16 protein-coding genes and 2 pseudogenes are annotated in these 22,000 nt (G+C 70.1%); 8 read left to right on the plus strand and 10 right to left on the minus strand.

All coding sequences use genetic code 11. The features are described 5' to 3' along the window. Positions 1–82 precede the first annotated feature (82 nt). The 4 genes from ACGFU7_RS03445 to ACGFU7_RS03460 form a co-directional block, all read right to left on the minus strand. Positions 83–1,558 carry a GntP family permease gene (locus ACGFU7_RS03445; protein WP_393691900.1) on the minus strand — a complete coding sequence of 492 codons (1,476 nt, stop codon included), beginning with the start codon at positions 1,556–1,558 and terminating at the stop codon, positions 83–85. A gap of 126 nt (positions 1,559–1,684) precedes the next feature. Beyond that, positions 1,685–2,104, minus strand: coding sequence for a RidA family protein (locus tag ACGFU7_RS03450; protein ID WP_393691902.1), 420 nt, complete (start codon positions 2,102–2,104; stop codon positions 1,685–1,687). A gap of 6 nt (positions 2,105–2,110) precedes the next feature. Further along, on the minus strand, positions 2,111–2,869 hold the full coding sequence (locus ACGFU7_RS03455) for an IclR family transcriptional regulator (protein WP_393691903.1): 759 nt from the start codon (positions 2,867–2,869) through the stop codon (positions 2,111–2,113). Next, positions 2,866–4,002 (minus strand): sugar kinase, encoded by a 1,137-nt coding sequence (locus tag ACGFU7_RS03460; protein ID WP_393691905.1) that lies wholly within the window; start codon positions 4,000–4,002, stop codon positions 2,866–2,868. Before ACGFU7_RS03460 ends, ACGFU7_RS03455 begins: the two co-directional genes overlap by 4 nt. 126 nt (positions 4,003–4,128) lie before the next feature. Here ACGFU7_RS03460 and ACGFU7_RS03465 point away from each other — a divergent pair, with 126 nt between their 5' ends. Both ACGFU7_RS03465 and ACGFU7_RS03470 read left to right on the plus strand, forming a co-directional pair. Further along, a complete protein-coding gene (locus ACGFU7_RS03465) occupies positions 4,129–5,466 on the plus strand; it encodes an alanine racemase (RefSeq protein WP_393691907.1) in 1,338 nt (445 codons plus the stop codon). An 87-nt stretch (positions 5,467–5,553) separates the two neighbouring features. Next, a complete protein-coding gene (locus tag ACGFU7_RS03470) occupies positions 5,554–7,179 on the plus strand; it encodes an amidohydrolase family protein (RefSeq protein WP_393691909.1) in 1,626 nt (541 codons plus the stop codon). Between the two features lie 167 nt (positions 7,180–7,346). Here ACGFU7_RS03470 and ACGFU7_RS03475 read toward each other — a convergent pair whose 3' ends face one another. Further along, positions 7,347–8,198, minus strand: coding sequence for a siderophore-interacting protein (locus ACGFU7_RS03475; RefSeq protein ID WP_393691911.1), 852 nt, complete (start codon positions 8,196–8,198; stop codon positions 7,347–7,349). Between the two features lie 91 nt (positions 8,199–8,289). Between ACGFU7_RS03475 and ACGFU7_RS03480 the strand changes: the two genes are divergently transcribed. Beyond that, on the plus strand, positions 8,290–9,111 hold the full coding sequence (locus tag ACGFU7_RS03480) for a TetR/AcrR family transcriptional regulator (protein ID WP_393691913.1): 822 nt from the start codon (positions 8,290–8,292) through the stop codon (positions 9,109–9,111). A 65-nt stretch (positions 9,112–9,176) separates the two neighbouring features. Here the strand turns inward: ACGFU7_RS03480 and ACGFU7_RS03485 are convergent, their stop codons facing one another. The 4 genes and pseudogenes from ACGFU7_RS03485 to ACGFU7_RS03500 all read right to left on the minus strand — a co-directional run bounded on the left by ACGFU7_RS03485 (position 9,177) and on the right by ACGFU7_RS03500 (position 12,225). After that, a complete protein-coding gene (locus ACGFU7_RS03485; protein WP_393691915.1) occupies positions 9,177–10,037 on the minus strand; it encodes a serine protease in 861 nt (286 codons plus the stop codon). A 153-nt stretch (positions 10,038–10,190) separates the two neighbouring features. Beyond that, a complete protein-coding gene (locus ACGFU7_RS03490) occupies positions 10,191–11,057 on the minus strand; it encodes a GyrI-like domain-containing protein (protein WP_393691917.1) in 867 nt (288 codons plus the stop codon). Beyond that, positions 11,042–11,442: pseudogene (locus tag ACGFU7_RS03495) on the minus strand (DUF3626 domain-containing protein); the annotation flags it as partial. The gene ACGFU7_RS03490 and the pseudogene ACGFU7_RS03495, both read right to left, overlap by 16 nt. 108 nt (positions 11,443–11,550) lie before the next feature. Continuing rightward, the gene (locus tag ACGFU7_RS03500) at positions 11,551–12,225 is read right to left on the minus strand and encodes a class I SAM-dependent methyltransferase (protein ID WP_393691918.1); all 675 of its coding nucleotides are present in this window, start codon (positions 12,223–12,225) and stop codon (positions 11,551–11,553) included. Between ACGFU7_RS03500 and ACGFU7_RS03505 the strand changes: the two are divergent. Then, a pseudogene (locus ACGFU7_RS03505) lies at positions 12,135–12,406 on the plus strand (hypothetical protein); the annotation flags it as partial. The gene ACGFU7_RS03500 and the pseudogene ACGFU7_RS03505 overlap by 91 nt on opposite strands. Positions 12,407–12,469: 63 nt before the next feature. Here ACGFU7_RS03505 and ACGFU7_RS03510 read toward each other — a convergent pair. Next, positions 12,470–14,344 carry a SpoIIE family protein phosphatase gene (locus ACGFU7_RS03510; protein WP_393691919.1) on the minus strand — a complete coding sequence of 625 codons (1,875 nt, stop codon included), beginning with the start codon at positions 14,342–14,344 and terminating at the stop codon, positions 12,470–12,472. A 119-nt stretch (positions 14,345–14,463) separates the two neighbouring features. Here ACGFU7_RS03510 and ACGFU7_RS03515 point away from each other — a divergent pair, with 119 nt between their 5' ends. From ACGFU7_RS03515 to ACGFU7_RS03530, 4 genes are all read left to right on the plus strand, one after another. Then, positions 14,464–18,798 (plus strand): HAMP domain-containing protein, encoded by a 4,335-nt coding sequence (locus ACGFU7_RS03515; RefSeq protein WP_393691920.1) that lies wholly within the window; start codon positions 14,464–14,466, stop codon positions 18,796–18,798. Then, complete coding sequence (locus tag ACGFU7_RS03520; RefSeq protein ID WP_393691921.1) at positions 18,795–19,541, plus strand: two-component system response regulator; 747 nt, start codon at positions 18,795–18,797, stop codon at positions 19,539–19,541. The genes ACGFU7_RS03515 and ACGFU7_RS03520 overlap by 4 nt, the downstream gene beginning before the upstream one ends. 98 nt (positions 19,542–19,639) lie before the next feature. Next, positions 19,640–20,497, plus strand: a complete 858-nt coding sequence (locus ACGFU7_RS03525) for an arylamine N-acetyltransferase (protein ID WP_393691922.1) — start codon at positions 19,640–19,642, stop codon at positions 20,495–20,497. A gap of 265 nt (positions 20,498–20,762) precedes the next feature. Continuing rightward, the gene (locus tag ACGFU7_RS03530; RefSeq protein WP_393691923.1) at positions 20,763–21,974 is read left to right on the plus strand and encodes a pyridoxal phosphate-dependent aminotransferase; all 1,212 of its coding nucleotides are present in this window, start codon (positions 20,763–20,765) and stop codon (positions 21,972–21,974) included. The last annotated feature ends 26 nt before the right edge of the window (positions 21,975–22,000 follow it).

Consider the following 22,000-nt stretch of genomic DNA (forward strand, 5'->3'; position numbering starts at 1 on the left):
CGACGCCCGTCACCGAGTCCGGTGGTAGGGGATGCCGGGGCGACGAGGGCCACGGCTTCCCGCGCGCCCCGCGCCACAGGTGTCAGATCACCAGGCTCAGCAGCGCCGCCACCACGAACCCCGCGACCGACAGGACCGTCTCCAGGACCGTCCAGGACTTCAGGGTGTCGCGTTCGGTGATGCCGAAGTACTTCGACACCATCCAGAAGCCGCCGTCGTTGACGTGCGAGGCGAAGATCGAGCCGGCCGAGATCGCCATGATGATCAGCGCCAGATGCGCCTGGGACATGTCCTGGCCCTCGACCAGGGGGACGACGATGCCGGCGGTGGTGACGATCGCGACCGTCGCCGAGCCCTGGGCGACGCGCAGGACCACGGAGATCAGCCAGGCGAGCAGGATGACCGGCAGACCGACGTCGTTGAAGGTGTCGGCGAGTGCGTCCGCGATGCCGCTGCCCTTGAGGACGGCGCCGAAGATGCCGCCCGCGCCGACGACCAGCAGGATGTTGCCGACCGGCTTGAGGGACGAAGTGGACACCGATTCGAGGGACTTGCGGGACCAGCCGCGCCGGATGCCCAGCAGGTAGTACGCGAGCAGCAGCGCGATCGTCAGGGCGACGAAGGGGTTGCCGAAGAACTCGATGACGGAGCGGAAGGTGGAGGGGTCCAGCGCGATGGAGGAGAACGTCGCGGCGAGGATCAGCACCAGCGGGGTGCCGATGATCATGAGTACGGTGGAGAGCGCGACCGGCTCCTCGCGCGGAGTGGCCCCGGCGGCCCGCTGTTCGGCGACGACCGCGGCCTTGGCCTCCTCGGCGGCCTCGGCCATGTCCTGGGGGACCTCGACGAAGATCCGCTTGCCGATCCAGGCGGCGTAAGCCCAGGCGGCGAGTACGGACGGGATGCCGACGACGGCGCCCATCAGGATGACCCAGCCGAGGGAGACGTGGAAGAGTCCGGCGGCGGCGACCGGGCCCGGGTGCGGCGGCAGGAACGCGTGGGTCATCGAGAGGCCCGCCAGCAGCGGCATCGCGTAGAGCAGGATCGACTTGCGGGAGCGCTTGGCGGCGGCGTAGACGATCGGCGCGAGGACGAAGATGCCGACGTCGAAGAAGACCGGGATGCCGAAGATGAGGCCGGTCAGGCCCATGGCGAGCGGGGCGCGCTTCTCACCGAAGAGGTTCAGCAGGCGGGCGCTCAACACCTCGGCGCCGCCGGACACTTCGAGGATCGCGCCGAGCATCGTACCGAGGCCGATGATGATCGCGACATGGCCGAGGATGCCGCCCATGCCGGATTCGATGACGGAGACGGCGGCGGACTTCTGGACCGTACCGAAGAGTTCGGTGACGGAGAGACCGGCGCCCAGGCCGACGGCTATGGAGACGGCGAGCAGCGCGACGAACGGCTGCAGCCTGACCTTGATGATCAGGAAGAGGAGGAGCGCGATACCGAGGGCGGCGACGGTCAGCAGACCGGCGGTGCCGTCGATGAGCAGGAGGAGTCCACCGGTGTGGGGTGGCGTCTCGGCCGGGGGTGGGGTTGCGGCGAGCAGCATGGGTAACTCCGTTGTCGGAGAGCGTTTTTGGGCAGGGGGGAGCGCGGCACGGCGCTCCCGTGGTGCGGGGCGCCGTGCCGTGCGCGGTGGTGCGGTGAAGCAGGTGCGGCAAGTGGATCAGCTGGTTCAGCCGAGGACCGCGAGCGCGTCGATCTCGATGAGCAGGCCCTTGGGGAGGCCGACGTAGACCGTCGTACGGGCGGCGGGGGCCGCCTTGAGGTTCTGCTCGCCGAAGTAGGTGTTGTAGATCTCGTTCATCTCGGCGAAGTGGTCCACGTCCGTGAGGTAGACGCGCATCATCATCACGTCGTCCCAGCTCGCGCCGCCCTCCTCCAGGATCGCCTTGACGTTGGCGAAGGTCTGGAGGGTCTGCTCGCGCAGCGTCGGACCGGCGGGGGTCGGGGCCTGGCCGGTTGAAACGCTGTCTGCGGGGAGGAAGCCAACCTGGCCGGCGACCTGGAGGATGTTCCCCTTCTTCACCCCGTGCGAGAACTTCGCGGGCGGCGTGGTGTGGGTGCTCGGGGTGAGGGCGATCTTCTCGGTCATGGCTGTTCAGGCTTTCTTGGGTGGGTTGGTGCCGGAGTACTCCCGGCTGATGGTGTCGGCGGTGCGGCGCACCAGGGGGAGCAGAGTGAGGAGTTCCTCGGCCGTGACGACGACGTTGGGTGCGGAGACCGACATCGCGGCGACGACCCGCCCGTCAGCCCCCCGGATGGGGGCGCCGATGCAGTTGATGGACTCCTCGTGGCCGCCGAGGTCGGTGGCCCAGCCCTGTTCGCGGACGACGGCGAGCTCCTTGAGGAAGGCACCGGCGTTCGGGATCGAACGGGACGTGTACATGGGGAAGTCGAGCTTCTCGGCGATGGCGCGCCGCTCGGGCTCGGTGAGGTCGGCGAGGAGCAGCTTCGCCACGGCGGCGACGGTGATCGCGACGGGCTTCCCGATCCGCGAGTACATCCTGACCGGGTAGCGGCTCTCGACCTTGTCGATGTAGAGGACCTCGTGCTCCTCGTACACCGCGAGATGCACGGTGTGGCCGCAGCTCTCGTTGAGTTCGACGAGGTGGGCATGGGCGATCTCCCGTACGTCGAGGTTCTCGACAGCCTCCTGCGCGAGCGCGAAGAGGCGGGCGCCGAGGCGGTAGCGCTGGTCCTGCTGGCGGTAGACGAGCCCGTGCTCATGGAGCGTACGGAGCAGGCGCAGCGCGGTGGACTTGTGGACGCCGAGCCGTTCGGCGACCTGCCCGAGGTCGGCGGGCCCCTGGGCGAGCAGCGGCAGGATGCTCAGCGCCCGGTCGACGGTCTGACTCATGTCGTACGTACCTCCTGGTCGCCCCCCGTCCACCCGGGGCCGAGACGAAGTCTCCCCCAGGCCTCGTCGTCCAGTGCGGCAAGGGCGTCGGCGTGAGCACGGGCCGGAGGGTCGGTGAGGTCGCCGGGGACAGTGAGGACGGCGGCGGCCATGAGGTGGCCGTGCCGGACGCGGTCGCGTACGGGGAGGTCGCGGAGGGTGGCGGAGAGGAACCCGGCGGCGAAGGCATCACCGGCGCCGACGGGGGCGACGACGTCCACATGGAGGGCGGGGACGGCGGTGACACCTTCGGCCCCGCCTGTTTCAGTCCTTCCGGAGGCAACCTCATCCCCTCCGGGGGCAATTTCAGCCCCTCCGGCGATTGAGGAGCGGGGTCCGGGGCGGAGCCCCGAGAAGACCGTCGCCCCGTCGGACCCGCGCTTCACGACCACCACCTCCGGCTCCGGCAGCACGGCGCGAATCGCCTCCGCCCCCTTCACCCCCCACGCCTCCTCCGCCTCGTCCTCGCCGACGAAGACCAGGTCGCAGCGGCGGGCCAGGTCCAGGAGCACGTCCGGGGCCGCGTCGGCGTCGCGCCACAGGCCCGGCCGGTGGTTGACGTCGAAGGAGATCAGCGGGCGGCCGGGCCGGGGCGCGGTCAGGTCGTGGAGCAGGGCCAGGCAGTCGGCGGAGAGCGCCGCCGTGATGCCGGACAGGTGCAGGACGCGGCCCGCGAACAGCGCCTCGTACGGGATGTTGTCCGGGGACATCGCGGAGGCGGCGGACCCGGCCCGGTAGTACGCGACCTCGTGCACATCGGCGGCCCGGTCCGTCGCCGTACGGAAGTAGATCCCGGTGGGCCGTACCGGATCGCGCTGCACGGCGGAGGTGTCGACCCCGTACCCGGCGATCGCCTCGACGAGATGGTCCCCGAACCCGTCCGCCCCGACCCGGCCGACCCAGGCCGCCCGGTGCCCGGCGGCGGCGAGCGCGCAGGCGACATTGGACTCGGCGCCGCCGATACCGCGGCCGAAGGAGGGTACGTCGGCAAGGCGTCCGGGCTGCGACGGCAGGAACGTCACCATGGACTCGCCGAGGCACACGACTTCGGCGGCCGTGGCGGCGTCGGCGGTCCTGGCCGGGGTTCCGGGCACTCGGGGCTCCTAGCGGGGGCAGCGGGTTCGTCGATTCGGGGCAGCGGTTCAGGGAGGAACAGCACCGGCTCTCGGCATTGACCCGGCGTCGGCTCGGATGTTAGACAGCCTTACGCGATATGCGCAATGGGTGTTGCACATGCTGCAACGACTACTTCGATCGAGGAGGCCCCCTTGGCCGCCGACCTTCCTGTGGCCGGACTTGCCGACGAGCTGGTCGACCACCGCTTCAAGGCGCTCCCGCCCGACGCGGAGGGCCTGACCGTCGGCGCCCTCGCCGCCGAGCGACGCAATCTCTACACGGGCGGTTTCACCACCCCGGTGCTCGCCCTGTCCGCCGAGTCGGTCGAGCACAATCTCGCCCTTCTGGAGACGTACGCGGAGCGCCACGGGCTCGCCTTCGCCCCGCACGGCAAGACCTCCATGTCCCCGCAGCTCTTCGCCCGCCAGCTGGAGCACGGCGCCTGGGGCATCAGCGCGGCCGTGCCGCACCAGGCGCGGGTCTACCGGGCGTACGGAATCCGGCGGATCTTCCTCGCGAACGAGCTCGTCGACGCCACGGCCCTGCGCTGGCTCGCCGGTGAGCTGGACTCCGATCCGGACTTCCGCTTCATCTGTTACGTCGACTCGGTGCGCGGCGTGGAGCTGATGGACGAGGCGCTGCGGGCGGCGGGCGCCTCCCGCCCCGTCGACGTCGTCGTGGAGCTGGGCGCGGGCGAGGGTGCGCGTACCGGTGCCCGTACCGAGGCCGCGTGCGTGGCGGTCGCCGATGCGGTGGCCGCGGCCTCGACGCTGCGCCTGGTGGGCGTGGCCGGTTACGAGGGCGAGGTACCGGACGCGTCCGGCGAGCGGGTACGGGAGTGGCTGCGCCGGCTCGTCGCGCTGGCCGTGGACTTCGACCGCGCGGGCCGGTTCGCGGCGTCGGCGGCCGACGAGGGGATCGTGATCAGCGCGGGCGGCAGTGCGTGGTTCGACGCGGTGGCGGACGTGTTCGCCCAGATCCCGGAACTCTCCGGTGCGGTGCTCAAGCTGCTGCGTTCGGGGGCGTACGTCTCGCACGACGACGGCCGCTACCGCCACATCACCCCGTTCAACCGCATCCCGCAGGAGGGGGCCCTGCAGCCCGCCTTCCGGCTCTGGGCCCAGGTCGTCTCCCGGCCCTCCCCCGAGCAGGCGTTCCTCAACGCGGGCAAGCGGGACGCGGCGTACGACCTCGACCTCCCACAGGCGCAGGTCGTACGGTCCGGGCGCGACGGCTCGCTCCGGCCCGCGACGGGTGTCGCGGTCAGCGGCCTGTCGGACCAGCACACATGGGTACGTACGGAGCCGGGCGCGGAGCTGGAGGTGGGTGACTGGGTGGGGATGGGCCTGTCGCATCCGTGCACGAGTTTCGACAAGTGGCAGCTGATTCCGCTGGTGGAAGCGGATGGCACGGTCGTCGACTACATCCGCACGTTCTTCTGATCCCTACGGGGTCGTTCCCCTGCCCTCCCCTTCCCGGACCGGGGGTGGGCCGGGGAACGAACAACCCCCTGAAAGGCGGCCCACCCCATGGACCTGGTCATCCGCAACGCACACGTCATAGACGGCACCGGCACCCCCGCCCCCACCCACCGCGCCGACGTGGCCATCCGCGACGGCCGGATCGTCGAGATCCACCCCGAACACGCCCCCGGCCCGCGCCCCACCGCCCGCCGCACCCTCGACGCCGACGGGCTCGCCCTCTCCCCCGGCTTCGTCGACATGCACGCGCACAGCGATCTCGCGCTGCTCCGCGACCCCGACCACAGCGCCAAGGCCGCGCAGGGGGTCACGCTCGAAGTCCTCGGCCAGGACGGCCTGTCGTACGCCCCGGTCGACGACCGCACGCTCGCCGAGGTACGGAAGACGATCACCGGCTGGAACGGCGACGGTTCGGACCTCGACTTCGACTGGCGCACGGTCGGCGAATACCTGGACCGCCTGGACCGCAACTTCGACGGCCGGGGCATCGCGGTCAACGCCGCCTACCTCATCCCGCAGGGCACGGTCCGGATGTACGCGATGGGCTGGGAGGACCGCCCGGCCACCGACGCCGAGCTGACCCGGATGAAGGAACTCGTCGCCCGGGGCATGGCGGACGGCGCGGTCGGCATGTCCTCCGGCCTCACGTACACCCCCGGCATGTACGCGAACGACGCCGAACTCACCGAACTGTGCCGGGTGGTGGCCGGATACGGCGGCTACTACTGCCCGCACCACCGCTCGTACGGGGCGGGCGCGCTCGGCGCGTACGAGGAGATGGTGCAGCTCACCAGGCATGCGGGCTGCGCCCTCCATCTCGCCCACGCCACCATGAACTTCGGCGTGAACAAGGGCAAGGCGCCGGACTTCCTCGCCCTGCTCGACGACGCCCTCGACGCGGGCGCGGACATCTCCCTCGACACCTACCCGTACACGCCCGGCTGCACGACCCTCGTCGCGATGCTGCCGAGCTGGGCGAGCGAGGGCGGACCCGGGTCGATCCTCACGCGCCTGGCGGACGACGCGACGGCGGAGCGGATCCGGCACCACATGGAGGTGCTGGGCTCGGACGGCTGCCACGGCGTGCCGATCGAGTGGGACACGATCGAGATCTCGGGCGTCAGCGTGCCCGGCCTCGCCGGCCATGTCGGCCGTACGGTGGCCGAGTCCGCCCGCCTGCGCGGCGAGGCGCCCTGGGTGACCGCACGCCGGCTGCTCATCGACGACCGGCTCGGCTCGACGATCCTCCAGCACGTGGGCCACGAGGAGAACGTCCGGCAGATCATGCGCCACCGTGTGCACACCGGCGGCAGCGACGGCATCCTCCAGGGCGACAAGCCGCACCCCCGTGCGTACGGCACCTTTCCGCAGTATCTCGGCCGGTACGTACGGGAGTTGGGCATCCTGTCACTGGAGGAGTGCGTCGCCCACCTCACCTCCCGCCCGGCGAAGCGACTGCGCCTGGCCGACCGGGGATACGTACGCGAGGGCTACCGCGCGGACCTGGTTCTCTTCGATCCGGCGACGGTGGCGGCGGGCTCGACGTTCGAGGAACCGCGCACCTTGCCGGTCGGCATCCCGCACGTACTGATCGACGGCCGCTTCGTCATCGAGGACGGCCGCCGGACCCAGGTACTGGCGGGCCGGGCCGTACGGGGAACAGGCCGCGCCTAGGCGGCATCCGGTCCCTCCGCCGCCTAGGCGGCGGGCTCGACGTTCGAGGAACCGCGCACCTTGCCGGTCGGCATCCCGCACGTACTGATCGACGGCCGCTTCGTCATCGAGGACGGCCGCCGGACCCAGGTACTGGCGGGCCGGGCCGTACGGGGAACAGGCCGCGCCTAGGCGGCATCCGGCCCCTCCGCCGCCCGCTCCTTCGCCCAGGCCAGGTCCTCCTCGGTCGGGGCGTCGTCCTGGGTGAGGCTCGTCCGCCAGTAGCCGCTGAACTCCACGGCGGCCCGGGGCAGTCCGCGCTCCTCGACCAGATGGCGGCGCAGGGCCCGCACCGCCCCGGCCTCACCGGCCAGCCACACGGCACCGGACCCGGCGGGCAGCCCGGCGCCCCTCACCGCGTCCGTCAGCGTCCCGCCCCGGTCCCGGTGCACCCAGTGGACGCTCACCTCACCGGGCGATTCGAGCACCTGCTCCTCCGCCTCGTCGGCCACCTCGGCGTACACCACCGCCCGCGCCCCGGCCGGGAGGGATTCCAGGAGCGTCCCGATCGCCGGGAGCGCGGTCTCGTCCCCGGCCAGCAGCAGCCAGTCGGCGGCGGGAAGCGGCCGGGCGTACATCGACGACGGGCCGACCATGCCGAGGACGTCCCCGGGTCGCGCGTCCCGGCCCCAGCGGGCGGCGGGCCCTTCGTCGCCGTGGAGCACGAAGTCGACGGCCATCAGGCCGAGCCGGCGGTCGTACGCGCGAACCGTGAAGCTTCGCAGCAGCGGGCGTTCGGGCTCGGGGATCGCGAGGTACGCCTCGTACCACCGCATGCCGTACGTGTCGTCGGCATCCGGCTCCGGCAGCCGGGGCACGTCCTGCCCCTCCCTCGGGAAGCAGAGCTTCATCTGCTGGTCGGGCCGGTCTTCCATGAGCTCCGCCAGCGCGTCCCCGGCGAAGGTGACGCGTGCCGTCCGCGGGGTGATCCGCTCCACGCCCACGACCCGTACGTACGAAACGGGCAATGCCTGCCCCATCGCGACACCCACTCTCTGCGACTGATAGTTTACGCCATAAGGAGTTATGAATTACCTCGGCGAAGTTACTTTATGGCGTAAGGAGTCGCAAGTGGTGGTCTTTGCCGGACAGGGCGATGCCCGCCGTTCGATGTCCCTGCTGTGGCGCGCCGAACAGCCGGAGCAGCCGCGCCGCAGCCCCGGGCCGGGCCCCAGGCCGGGGCTGAGCGTGGACGCGATCGTGACCGCCGCGATCACCGTCGCCGACGAGGACGGCATGGCCGCACTCTCGATGCGCGCGGTGGGCGAGCGGCTGGGCCGTACGGCGATGGCGCTCTACACGTACGTCCCCAGCAAGAGCGAGCTGCTGGACCTGATGTACGACGCGGTCCATGCCGAGCTGCCCACCCAGTACGCCGACACCGGCAACTGGCGTGCGGGGCTGACCGATTGGGCGCGGGACACCCTCTCCTTCCACCTCCGCCACCCCTGGGTGCTCCAGGTCTCCCAGGCCCGCCCGGTCCTCGGCCCGCACGAGTACGCCGGCCTGGACACGCTCGTACGCCTGCTGAACGGAACCGGGCTCGACGCCCCGCTGCTGCGGCGGCTGGTCGGCACGCTGTCCCACTTCGTCCGCGGCTGCGCCGGGACGGTCGCCGAGGCGCGGCAGGCAGCGGCGGTGACGGGCGAGTCGGACGAGGAGTGGTGGTTCGCCCGCTCCGCGCTGCTGGGCGAGGTGGCGCCCGACTTCGCGGACCGTTACCCGAGCCTGACCGCGATGGAGAGCGAGGGCACCCCGCAGCCGCCGCCCTCCGTGCCCGGCGAGGAGGCGATGCCGTACCTGGAACGCGAGGCGCGGGAGACGTTCACCGTCGGACTCGACGTACTGCTCGACGGGATCGAGGCGGCGATCCGGCGCGCGGATACGCGGTGAGCCCATGAGCGCGCCGCCGCCGCGATGTCCGACCGGGCATCGCGGCGGCAACGGGGCTCACCGGCTCACGGCTTGGGCAGGGCACACCCCGGCCGGTCGAGGTCGAACTTGTTGCCGGTACCGATGCACGGCACGATGCCGTAGGTCTCCTGGGCGTAGTTGATGCCCTGGCGCACCGTCACATTGCCGCTCTCGTCGACCTCGCACGGATTGTTGTCCGTGCACTCCTGCCCGTCCTCATTGCCCGTGTTGTTGACGGCGACGACCTTGCCGGTCGCGTTGTCGATCACCGGGGAGCCGGACGTACCGCCGATGGTCTGGCAGGCGGAGGTGTAGCGGACCGAGTCCTTCCAGGTCCACTCGCCCTCCTTGAGGCGGTAGACGAAACCGTCCACGTTGCAGGCGTACGTGCGCTTCCAGTAGCCGGACACGACCGTGATCGCGGTGCCCTGGACCGGGTGCGCGGTGTTGAGCTCCAGCGCCTTGATGCCGTAGCTGCTCTCGATCTGGGCGTAGGTGCGGGTGAGTTCGTACACCGATATGTCGGTGTCGGTCATCGTCCCGTACGCGATCTTGCTCGCCCGCAGGGTGCCGACTCCGCTGCCCGCGGCGTTCAGCAGGGTGAAGCTACGGGTGGACGGCTGGTCGAACACGACCTCGCCCGGTCCCGGGAATCCCGACTCCATGCAGTGCCCGTTGGAGAGCACGAGTGCGGGGTCGGAGGGCTGGGAGTCGGGCGTACGGACGACGGAGCCGGAACAGTTGCTGAGCGCGACGGTCCCGGCGAAGTTGACCGCTTTCGGCCTGAGCTTCGTCTTGACCGTGCCGGTCGCTGCCGCATCGTGGCCGGCGGCCGCGGTTGCGGGTGCGATTCCTGCCCCGAGCAGCAGAACAGTGAAGAGCGCGCCGACGAGAGGCTTGTTCATGTGGGGGTCCCCTCTAGTGACCTGTGCAGGGCCCAGGTGGCCCCTGCGACCGAAGTTCCTTCGGTTTTGACATGCGCATGTTGGCGCACAAGAGGGGCCCCCACAAGGGGCGGTTTCAAGCCGTCGGGCCGTCAGGCCTCGGACCTCCCGGTCTCAGACCGCCGTCCGCTCCACCGGGATCCAGAGTTCCGCTTCGGCCTGTCCGGCGTCCTGCGACACCCGGGTGCGCAGGATCTCGGGACCGGGCCTGCTCCGGTACGGATTGGACGGGAACCACTGGGTGAACACATCCCGCCACAGGTACTGGAGCGCCTGCGGGAAGGGCCCGGAGTTCTCGAAAACGGCCCAGGTGCCCGCCGGGACCACCAGCGCGTCCAGGTCCTCGGGCACGGCCGCACCGGTCACCACGGCGTGGTAATAGTCGAGTTCGGTCCCCTCCGCCCGGCTGTCGGCGAGGTCGTCGCTCACCGAGACGATTCCCTCCGGTTCCTGGTCGGACAGTTCCGCGATGCGCCGCACCGTCTCCTGTCCGATGCCCCGGATGAATTCGGCGATGGCCGGGTTCACCCCCTCGTGCACGAGGGGAACCCGCGCCTTCTTCCCGACCACACGGAACTCCTCCTTCTCCACGATCCGGTACCGCATGCTGCTGCTCCCTTCGACCACGAGGCGGAAGGACATCCGGGGCTGGGACCGCAGAGCCGCACCGGTCCGCCTGGCCTCGCCGGGGCCGACACCGTGCATGGCCCGGAACGCCCGCGCGAACGCCTCCCCCGAGGTGTAGCCGTAGCGCACCGCGATCTCCAGCAGCGTCCGCTCCCCTGCCAGCACCTCGGCACCCGCGAGCGTCAGCCGCCGGCGCCGGATGTACTCCGACAGCGGCATCCCGGCCAACGCCGAGAACATCCGCCGGAAGTGGTACTCCGACGTCATCGCGATCCGCGCCAGCGGTGCTGCCTCGATCCGCTGATCGAGGCAGCACTCGATGTGCTCCACGGCCTGGTTCAGCCGCTCCAGCATTCCGGCCTCCTTCCCTTACGAGCACTCACGTTAGGAAGCACGCCCCCGGCGGACCCGACATTCTGTGCCCGGATCGGTCGGGTCGGCCGGGTCGGGTGCGGCGGTGCGCCGAAGCGGGCCGGGCAGTGCCGGACCATCTTGAGCGACTGCAGTTCGTACCGGCCGGTGCGGGCGGCGTCTGCGATGACGCGGGGGTCGAGCATGCCGTCCTGCGCGATCTCGGCGCCGAGACCGACGAACTCCGCACCCCGGAGCCGGGATGGCGGCGCAACTGCTCGACGGTCAGCCGGAATCCGGCGTGCCACTCCGTACGGCAGGGGAGCAGGCGGGCCGCCTCCTCGACCGGTGTGGACCGGTAGCCGGGGTCCAGCACCAGGGACTCGACATGGCTCAGGGCCCGCACCTGCGGCGACGGGGAAGGGGCTGCGTTCACCAGCGCAGTGTGCCGGAGCCCGGTTCGCCGCCGCACTCGGATTGTGACCGGTCGCCGGTATCAGGCCTTGTCCGCCCGGGGGCCTGCTCCCGCCCGCGCCTTGAGTACGTCGTAGCCGACGAAGTCGAACATGCGGTACCCCTCGGCCAGTTGGTGCGGCTCACCGGTGAAACGGTGCGCGCCGACGCCGTACCCCGCATCGGGTTCGGACAGCCACTGGCGATCGAAGCCGCGCTGCTCGAACCAGTCGCAGACCAGTGGCACCCGGTCGGGCGCGGCACGGTTCCGGGTCCAGATGACGGTGCCACCGGTCGCGCACAGCTGGGTGCAGGTGCCGACGGTGCGCTCGATGTCCTCATCGGTGATGTTGCCGAACACTCCGCAGACCAGCACGAGATCCGCAGGTGCCATCGCGCGGTAGTGATCGGTGAGCGAGGCGTCGCCCGTCACGACGTCCACCCGCCGCAGCCCGGCTTCCCGCGCCGACTCCGCGGCGAAGGCGGTGTTCCGCGGGTCCAGCTCGACCAGGAGCGCGCGCACGTCGTCGCGGCGGGGGTGGTCGGCGAGCACCTCGATCAGATCGCGCCCCTGACCGGCGCACACGCTGATCACCCGGAGCGGGCCGGGCGGCGCGGCGTCGAGGGCTGCCCGGATCCGGGCCGCGACCGCCTGCAGCCGGCGTGCCAACCATGAGTCGGGGAGGTCGTACTGGTCGTGCCACGTCTGCCAGTCCACGACGGTCTCGCCCTCTCCCCGGCTTCGTCGAAATGCACGCCCGCTCCGGCCTCGCCCTCCTTCGCGACCCGGACCGCAGCGCAGAGGCGGCCCAGGGCGTCACCCCCGAAGTGCTCGGCCACGACGGCCTGCCGTACCCGTCGACGACCGTACGCTCACCGAGGTCCGCCGCGCCACCACGTAGGCGCGGGCTTGCCGTGCACATCCCCGCTGCCGAGCGGGCTCTCGGCCTGCCGGGCGACGTTCAGGTCCGCCGCGCAGGGCAGTCCCCCGCCACCGCTTGCAGCACCAGTACCGAGAGGTCGTCCTCGACCGGCCCCGTCCCGAAGTCGTGTGCCGCGCGCCGTACGTACTCCGCGAGTGCCTTCGCGCCCAGCCCCATACCCTGCCGGAGCACATCGGCCAGACCGTCGTTGTCGTCCAACTGCCAGTTGCCACAGCGGCGTTCGGTGACGCCGTCGGTCACGCACAACAGCGTCTCACCGGGCGCGAGGTCGAAGGTGCCGGCCTGGAATTCGGCACCCTCATCGATGCCGAGCAGCATCTGGGGTTCGGAGGCCGGTTCCACCCTGCCGTCGGCGAACAGATGCAGCGGCGGGGGATGGCCTGCGCTGGCGACCGTGCAGCGGGCTCCGGCCACGCCCGGGTGCACCGTCAGCTCCCCGTACAACAGACTCAGGAAGCGGGAGCCTGTCTGCTCGCTGCCGAGCGCGAATGCCTCGGCGCTCTCTTCCGCCATGGCGACGTTCAGCCGGCCGAGCACCGACTCGACGCCATGACCCTCGCGCGCCAGCAGCCTCACCAGGTGCCGGGCCAGGCCGGTGACGGACATCGCCTCCGGGTCTTTTCCTTGTACGTCCCCGAGCAGGAAGCACCAGCGGTCCTCGCCCATCGGGAAGATGTCGTAGAAGTCGCCGCCGACGGTCTGCCCCTCGCCGTGCGGCTCGTAGACGATCGCCGTGTCGACGCCGACGATCCTGGCCAGCGTCGCCGGCAACTGCCTGCGCTGGAGCGCAGCGCTGATCCTGCGCTGCCGGGTGTACTGCCGGGCGGTGAATACGGCCTGCGCGACCCTGCGGGCCACATCCTGCACCATCCGCCCCACGGCGTCGGTCATCTGCGGTTGCCCGGCCCGGCCGAGCAGCAGTACACCTTGGTCGGTATCGCGGGCGATGAGCGGGAAGGCGAACGCCGACCCGCCCTCATGGGCGGCGCCGGCGCTCTCCGGCCACGGCCAGGGCGTACCGCCGGTGCGGAGCGCGGCGGGCGGCAGAGTCCGCTCCAGTTCCTCGCGCAGCGGAGTGATGCGCTGCTCGTCGGCATGCCAGACCCGGGACAGTTGCAGGCCCCTCCCCGGCGTGCTGAGCCAGATACCGCACCAGTCTGCGAGCCGGGGTACGAGCATCTGGGCCGCGAGCGCGGTGACCATGGCCTCGTCGAGCTGGCCTGCCAGGAGTTCGCTGGTCTCGGCGAGGAACGACGGTCCGTCACGGTCGGCCCACCCGGCGTCGTACCCGTGGGCGTGCGGCGGATGTACGGATGCCCCTGCATCATGGGGCCGGGCATCGCTACCGGGCGCGGAGGAGGCCGAATCCGTCGCAGCGCTCTCTCCCTCCGCGGCCTCCAGCCGGAACCAGACCCTCTTCTCCGCCCGGCGGTAGGTCACGCCCCAGGACTCCGAGAGCGCGCTCACCAATTGGAGGCCGTAGCCGGGCTCACCGTGCCGGGTGTCCGCTCCGCCGCGTACCCCTCTGGAGGGGTGGCGGTCCGCGACCTCCACGACGACGCTCACCCGGGTGGCCGGGTTCCGCTCCAGGCGGCAGACCACGTCGATGTCGGTGCCGGCGTACATGACGGCGTTGGTGACCAGTTCGCTGACGAGCAGGACGGCGTCGTCGACGAGCTCCTCGGGGAACGTCACCCGAGCGGGGGCCGCGCCCGCCTCGGGATCCGCGCCGGTGGCCGACGCCCCGCCCCCGCGCCCGTCCGGGGGTGGCGCCGTCCACCCCTGGAGCGCCGCGTACACGAATTCCCGGGCTCGGGCGGCCGCCAGCTGGTTCGCGGGCAGCCCATTCCTGGACACCGATTCGCTCGCGCGCACGGACGACGGGATCACCATTCCTCCCGCATACACCAAATACGCCCGACAAAGAGTACTTTCGTGCGCTTTATACTATGACATACGTGACTAAATGAACCTCTGGTGCACACCAATGGATCTTGGGTGGAGGGTGTTCCATGGCACAGGCCCCGACTCGGCCCGGCACAGAGCCCGACGGACAGTGGGTTCGTACGAGCGATCTGCGCCCCTTGCTCGTCGCGATGAGGGCCCTGTGCGACGGTGATTTCACAGCGCGAGTGGAGGACTCGGAGAAACGGGGCGGGGCCACCCTGCCGGACGGGGTGCCGGCCGAGATGGCCGGGGTGTTCCAGCAGATCGTTGCGCGCAACGCGCATCTCGCCTCGGAGCTCCAGCGGGTGCGCCACGAGATCATCCGGCAGGGGCGGCTGGACGAGCGGATCTCGGCGAGCCCCGGCTCGGGGACCTGGACGACGAACATCGAGGCCGCCAATACGGTGCTCGAAGCGCTGGCGGTGCCCGTCGCCAAGGCCACCCGGGTGCTCGACGCCGTCGCGGACGGCGATCTGACCCAGCACGTCGATCTGCACGACGGAAGGCGCCAGCTCCGCGGTGACCTGCGGCGCCTGGGCATCGGCGTGAACCGCATGGTGGACCAGCTCTCCCTCTTCACCGGCGAGGTGACCCGGGTCGCCCGCGAGGTCGGCACCGAGGGCCGGCTCGGCGGCCGGGCGAAGGCGCAGGGACTGTCGGGCGACTGGCTCCATGTGACCGAAGCGGTCAATACGATGGCGTCCCGGCTGACGGCACAGGTGCGGGACATCGCGGTCGTGACGACGGCGGTGGCACGCGGCGACCTGACGCAGCAGGTGACGGTCGAGGCCACCGGCGAGCTGCTGGAGCTGAAGCTCACGGTCAACACCATGGTCGACCAGCTGCGGGCGTTCGCCGACGAGGTGACCAGGGTCGCGCGCGAGGTCGGCACCGAGGGCCAGCTCGGCGGCCGCGCCCAGGTCAGGGGCGTATCCGGGGTCTGGAAGGACCTCACCGACAACGTCAACTTCATGGCGTCCAACCTGACGTCCCAGGTCCGCAACATCGCCCAGGTGACCACCGCCGTCGCCAACGGCGACCTCAGTCAGAAGATCACCGTGGACGCGCGGGGCGAGATCCTGCAGCTGAAATCGACGATCAACACCATGGTCGACCAGCTCTCCGCCTTCGCCGACGAGGTCACCCGCGTCGCCCGCGAGGTCGGCACCGAGGGCCAGCTCGGCGGCCGCGCCCACGTCAGGGGCGTATCCGGGGTCTGGAAGGACCTCACCGACAACGTCAACTTCATGGCCGACAACCTCACCTCCCAGGTCCGCAACATCGCCCAGGTCGCCACCGCCGTCGCGGAGGGCGACCTCGGCAAGACGATCACCGTGGAGGCCAAGGGGGAGATCCTGGAGCTGAAGTCGACGATCAACACCATGGTCGACCAGCTCTCCGCCTTCGCCGACGAGGTCACCCGCGTCGCCCGCGAGGTCGGCACCGAGGGCAACCTGGGCGGCCAGGCCCAGGTCAGGGGCGCTTCCGGGGTCTGGAAGGACCTCACCGACAACGTCAACCGCATGGCGCTCAATCTGACCTCCCAGGTCCGCAACATCGCCCAGGTGACCACCGCCGTCGCCAACGGCGACCTGTCGAAGAAGATCGACGTGGACGCGCGCGGCGAGATCCTGGAGCTGAAGGACACCGTCAACACGATGGTCCAGCAGCTGCGGGCGTTCGCGGACGAGGTGACCAGGGTGGCCCGCGAGGTCGGCACCGAGGGGCGACTCGGCGGCCAGGCCCAGGTCCACGGCGTCTCGGGGGTCTGGAAGAACCTCACCGACAACGTCAACTTCATGGCCGACAACCTCACCTCCCAGGTCCGCAACATCGCCCAGGTCGCCACCGCCGTCGCGGAGGGCGACCTGTCGAAGAAGATCGACGTGGACGCGCGCGGCGAGATCCTGGAACTCAAGTCCACGATCAACACGATGGTCGACACACTCTCCGCGTTCTCCTCCGAGGTGACACGAGTGGCCCGCGAGGTGGGCAGCGAGGGGCAGCTGGGCGGGCAGGCCCGGGTGGAGGGCGTCTTCGGGACATGGAAGCGGCTGACCACCAGCGTCAATGAGCTGGCGCTGAACCTGACCACCCAGGTGCGCGCGATCGCCGAGGTCGCCAGCGCCGTCACGCAGGGCGACATGTCCGGCTCCATCTCGGTGGAAGCCCAGGGCGAGGTCGCCGCCCTGAAGAACAACATCAACCTCATGGTGGCGAACCTCCGTGAGACCACCCGCGCCAAGGACTGGCTGGAGTCCAACCTGACCCGTATCGCCGGACTCATGCAGGGCCACCGCGACCTGGTCGAGGTCGCCGACCTGATCCTGCGCGAGCTGACCCCTCTGGTGAACGCCCAGTACGGCGCGTTCTTCCTGGCCGAGGCGGGTGCGTCACCCGGCGAGGACCTTGAGCTCCTGGCCGGTTACGGCACCGGCCAGCCCGAAGGCCGCCGCCGGCGTACCCGGCTCAGCCTCGACGCCCCCGGCTGGGGTCTGATCACCCAGGCCGCCACGGAGAAACGGCGGATCCTCATCGAGGCAGTCCCCACGGAATACATCACCATCAGTTCCGGCCTCGGCGCCGCGGCACCGGCCAGCGTCGTCATCCTGCCGATCCTCTTCGAGGACCGGGTGCTCGGAGTCATCGAACTGGCCTCGTTCAGCCGCTTCAGCGAGGTCCACCTCGCTTTCGTCGACCAGTTCGTGAACACCATCGGTGTCTCCATCAACACCATCATCGCCAACTCCCGTACCGAGTCCCTCCTCTCGGAATCCCAGCGCCTCACCGCCGAACTGCGCAAGCGCTCCGACGAGTTGCAGCTCACCAACGCCGAGCTGGAGGAGAAGGCGGCGCTGCTGGCCACGTCCTCCCAGTACAAGTCGGAATTCCTGGCAAACATGTCGCACGAATTGCGCACCCCTCTCAACTCGCTCCTCGTGCTGTCCCGGCTCCTCGCCGACAACCCCGACGACCACCTCTCCCCGCAGGAGGTGGAGTTTGCCGTCACCATCTACCGGGCCGGCTCCGACCTGCTGCAACTGATCAACGACATCCTCGACCTGTCGAAGATCGAAGCAGGCCGGATGGATGTGCATCCCAAGACTCTGCCGCTGATCAAGCTGCTCGACTACGTACGGGCGACGTTCCAGCCGCTCTCCCTGGACCGCGGCCTGTCGTTCGACATCAAGGTCGGCGAGAACGTACCCCTCGAACTCTTCTCCGACGAGCAGCGTCTCCAGCAGATCCTCCGCAACCTCCTCTCCAACGCGATGAAGTTCACCTCGTCCGGCGGAGTCCAACTGCTCGTCGAACGCGCGACGCCCTCGGACTTCGAGGAGGAGACGCTGCGCGACGCCGACGCCGTCATCGCTCTGACCGTCAAGGACACCGGAATCGGCATCCCGCCGGAGAAGCTCGACGGGATCTTCGAGGCGTTCCAGCAGTCCGACGGCACCACCAACCGCAAATACGGCGGCACCGGGCTCGGCCTCTCCATCAGCCGGGACATGGCGGGCCTGCTCGGCGGCCGGATCTTCGCCGAGAGCGAGCCGGGCGTCGGATCCACCTTCACTCTCTTCGTCCCCACGCACTACACAAGTCCGCCCTCCGATGCCGCCCCCGCGGTGGAACCGCGCCCCGCGAGCGGCACCATCCGGGCCATCGCCGGACCCACCACCCCGACCGGCCGGCCCGCGGCCGAGTCCACGCCCGCGCAGATCGATGTGTTCGGCACCCAGGAGTCCTTGCCCCGCACCGGAACCCGGCCCGACGACGGCGACGACGACGGCGTCAGCTGGCCGGAGACGACCCGGCTCAAGGACTGGCTGAGCGGCCGCCCCGCCGACGTGCTGGCAAACCGTCGCATCCTCATCGTCGACGACGACATCCGGAACGTCTTCGCACTGACGCATGTGCTGGGCCGCGTCGGCATCAGCGTCAAGTACGCGGAGAACGGCCGCGAGGGCCTTGAGGTCCTTGATGAGACACCTGACGTATCACTGGTGCTGATGGACATCATGATGCCCGAAATGGATGGATACGAGATGATCGCAGCGATCCGCCGCACACCTCGTTTCGCGGACCTTCCGGTCATTGCGCTCACCGCAAAGGCCATGCCCGGTGACCGTGAGAAGGCCATCGAGAGCGGCGCGAACGACTACGTCCCCAAGCCGGTGGACGTCGACCGCCTGCTGTCCGTGATCTGCCGGCTCCTCGACCCGCAGTGCACTTCCCCGGAGCCGCGACCGGATCCTCCCGACGATGCCGGCGCCACTGACCGGGACGACGGCGACACCCCCACGGACCGGGACGACGGCGACACTCCCACGGACCAGGGCGACGGCGACACCCTCACCGACAAGGACGACGACAACGGCACAACAGGGCGGCCATCATGACGGCGACACGGGAAGCAGCATCGGAGACCTCCAGCATCCTCATCGTCGACGACATGGAGGAGAATCTCGTCGCCCTCGAAGCCGTACTCGGCTCGCTGGCCCACGTGGTCCGCGCACAATCGGGCGAGGAAGCTCTCAAGGCGATGCTGCGCCAGGAGTTCGCAGTCGTGCTCATCGACGTGATGATGCCGGGCATGAACGGCTTCGAGACCGCCGCCAACATCAAGGGTCTCGACCAGACGAAGGACATCCCGATCATCCTGCTGACCGGTGCCGCGGTCGACCCGAACTACGCCTACCGCGGCTATACGGTCGGCGCCGCCGACTTCCTGATCAAGCCGTTCGACCCCTGGCTGCTGCGGACCAAGGTCAACGTCTTCCTTGACCTGCACCGCAAGAACCGCCAACTCACCGACCAGGCGGAACAGTTGAAACGCCTCCTGACGGCCGACGGCGGCCACCCCGGGATCTCGACGGCAGCCCCCGACCCGGCTCGCGCATCCACCGAGCCGTCGTACGGTACGGACCACACGGACCCTCCGGACTCCGCGGAACCCCCGGCACCCCCGGCACCCCCGGCACCCCCGGAAGAGCCCGACCGGCTCGCTGAGGTCGTCGGCCAACTCGCCCAGGCGGAAATCCTGCTACGAAATGCGCCCAGTCCTGGCCGGGCGGACCTCGCCGACCGCATCGTCGAACTGGAACAGGCCGTGGGACGGCTGATGGCGGCCCGCGAAACATAGGAACGCGCTCGGATCGTCCCGGCGGCCCGGAAAGAGCACGACGGGGGTGGTCGACCTGCTCGGCACTCCGCCCCCACCCGATTGCGTACGGTCGAGGCATGACATCCGACCGCGAAGCCGACCGCGGCCAACGCCCCGCCCCCGGCCTCGACCTCGACGCCTATCTCGCCCGCATCGACTGGACCGGGGAGCGCCGGCCGACCGCGGCGGTGCTGCGCTCCGTGCACCGTGCCCACGCGCTGGGCATCCCGTTCGAGAACCTGGACCCCGTTCTGGGCAGCGCGCCCTCGCTCGCGGTCGCGGACCTGGAGTCGAAGCTCGTACGCGGTGGGCGCGGCGGCTACTGCTACGAACAGAACACCCTGCTCGCCGCCGCGCTGACCGCGCTCGGGTTCAGGATCACGCTGCTCTGCGCACGGGTCGTGCTGGGGGCCCGGCCCGGGGACGTACGGCCGCGCACCCACATGCTGATGCTGGCCGAGGTGCCGGGCGAGCCGATCCCGTATCTGGCCGATGTCGGCTTCGGCGCCACCGGCTCGCTGCTGGAGCCGATCCCGCTGGCCGCGGACGAGGAGCTGTACGACGCCCCGCGCCGCCACCGGCTCGTGAACACCCCGCACGACGGGCCGCTGGAGCAGTGGGAGCTCCAGGCGCAGACCGCCGCCGGGGCGTGGGAGGCCCAGTACGCCTTCACGCTGGAACCGTTCGAGGCGCCGGACTACGAGGTCATCAACTGGCACATCGCGACCAATCCGCGCTCCCCGTTCCAGCACCAGGTGTACGTCCAGCGCACCACCCCGGACGCCCACCTGTCCCTCACCGGCCGCACTCTCGTGGTCACGGCCAACGACGGCACGCGCAAGGAACGGGAACTGGCAGACGGCGCCGAGGTGCTCCGGGTGCTGGCAGCCGACTTCGACATCCACCTCCCCCGGGGCACACGGCTGCCGGAGTGACGAGGGAAGCGGCTTCGCACGCCCCTCACGCCCCTCACTCCCCGAACACTCCCGCTCACGTGGCGCATCTCACCCGTCCGCGTCCGTCACGCCCCCGTTCCGGCCCATTCCAAGCCCCGCCCCCGTCCCGACCGGCGTTCCCACGGTCCGGGGGTGGTGGGTGCATGGTTATGGAAGACGGGGCGGGGCGCCGGGGTTACCCGGGTGGGGCAACCGGAGGGGAAAGCCCGGGCGGCGCGCGAAACGCAGTCGTAAGCTCCCAGACATGCAGGTCATCCAGTCCACGAAGCTCGCCAATGTCTGTTACGAAATCCGGGGCCCCGTGCTCGAGGAGGCGATGCGGCTGGAAGCAGCCGGTCACCGCATCCTCAAGCTGAACACCGGCAACCCTGCCGCGTTCGGGTTCGAGTGCCCGCCCGAGATCCTCGAAGACATACTGCGCAACCTCTCCGGGGCGCACGGTTACGGCGATGCGAAGGGGCTGCTGTCCGCACGGCGGGCAGTGATGCAGCACTACCAGACCAAGGGGATCGACCTCGACGTCGAGGACATCTATCTGGGCAACGGCGTCTCCGAGCTGATCCAGATGTCGATGCAGGCACTGCTCGACGACGGCGACGAGGTCCTCGTACCGGCTCCGGACTATCCGCTGTGGACCGCCTCGGTGTCGCTGGCCGGCGGTACGGCCGTGCACTACCGGTGCGACGAGCAGGCCGACTGGATGCCGGACCTCGCCGACATCGAGCGGAAGATCACCGACCGCACCAAGGCGCTCGTGATCATCAACCCGAACAATCCGACGGGTGCGGTGTACGACGACGAGATGCTGCGGGCGCTGACGGAGATCGCCCGGCGCCACAATCTGGTCGTCTGCTCCGACGAGATCTACGACCGGATCCTGTACGACGGAGCGACCCACACCCCGACCGCGACGATCGCGCCCGATCTGATGGTGCTGACCTTCAACGGGCTCTCCAAGAACTACCGGGTGGCCGGATACCGGTCGGGGTGGATGGCGGTCTGCGGTCCGAAGGCGCACGCCTCCTCGTACATCGAGGGGCTGACGATCCTCGCCAATATGCGGCTCTGCGCCAACATGCCGTCGCAGCACGCCGTGGCCACCGCGCTCGGCGGGCGGCAGTCGATCAACGAGCTGGTGCTGCCGGGCGGGCGGATCCTGGAGCAGCGGGATGTCGCGTACGACCTGCTGACCCAGATTCCGGGCGTGACCTGCGTGAAGCCGAAGGGTGCGCTGTATCTCTTCCCGCGCCTCGACCCCAAGGTCTACAAGATCAAGGACGACCGGCAGATGGTCTTCGACCTGCTGCGGGCCGAGAAGATCATGGTCGTGCACGGCACCGGGTTCAACTGGCCGGAGCCCGATCACTTCCGCATCGTGACGCTGCCCTCGGCCGAGGATCTGACGGACGCGGTGACCCGGATCGCGCACTTCCTGGACGGATACGGCCAGCCGTAGCGGGCGGACGGTCGCCCCCGTCGGTC

The organism is Streptomyces sp. NPDC048473 (genome assembly GCF_043200155.1).
GTDB lineage: Bacteria > Actinomycetota > Actinomycetes > Streptomycetales > Streptomycetaceae > Streptomyces.

Coding starts and splice junctions, on each gene's coding strand:
- ACGFU7_RS03445 (WP_393691900.1), bottom strand. CDS start 1,558: ATGCTGCTCGCCGCAACCCCACCCCCGGCCGAGACGCCACCCCACACC.
- ACGFU7_RS03450 (WP_393691902.1), bottom strand. CDS start 2,104: ATGACCGAGAAGATCGCCCTCACCCCGAGCACCCACACCACGCCGCCC.
- ACGFU7_RS03455 (WP_393691903.1), bottom strand. CDS start 2,869: ATGAGTCAGACCGTCGACCGGGCGCTGAGCATCCTGCCGCTGCTCGCC.
- ACGFU7_RS03465 (WP_393691907.1), top strand. CDS start 4,129: ATGGGTGTTGCACATGCTGCAACGACTACTTCGATCGAGGAGGCCCCC.
- ACGFU7_RS03470 (WP_393691909.1), top strand. CDS start 5,554: ATGGACCTGGTCATCCGCAACGCACACGTCATAGACGGCACCGGCACC.
- ACGFU7_RS03475 (WP_393691911.1), bottom strand. CDS start 8,198: ATGGGGCAGGCATTGCCCGTTTCGTACGTACGGGTCGTGGGCGTGGAG.
- ACGFU7_RS03485 (WP_393691915.1), bottom strand. CDS start 10,037: ATGAACAAGCCTCTCGTCGGCGCGCTCTTCACTGTTCTGCTGCTCGGG.
- ACGFU7_RS03490 (WP_393691917.1), bottom strand. CDS start 11,057: ATGCTGGAGCGGCTGAACCAGGCCGTGGAGCACATCGAGTGCTGCCTC.
- ACGFU7_RS03510 (WP_393691919.1), bottom strand. CDS start 14,344: ATGGTGATCCCGTCGTCCGTGCGCGCGAGCGAATCGGTGTCCAGGAAT.
- ACGFU7_RS03515 (WP_393691920.1), top strand. CDS start 14,464: ATGGCACAGGCCCCGACTCGGCCCGGCACAGAGCCCGACGGACAGTGG.
- ACGFU7_RS03520 (WP_393691921.1), top strand. CDS start 18,795: ATGACGGCGACACGGGAAGCAGCATCGGAGACCTCCAGCATCCTCATC.
- ACGFU7_RS03525 (WP_393691922.1), top strand. CDS start 19,640: ATGACATCCGACCGCGAAGCCGACCGCGGCCAACGCCCCGCCCCCGGC.
- ACGFU7_RS03530 (WP_393691923.1), top strand. CDS start 20,763: ATGCAGGTCATCCAGTCCACGAAGCTCGCCAATGTCTGTTACGAAATC.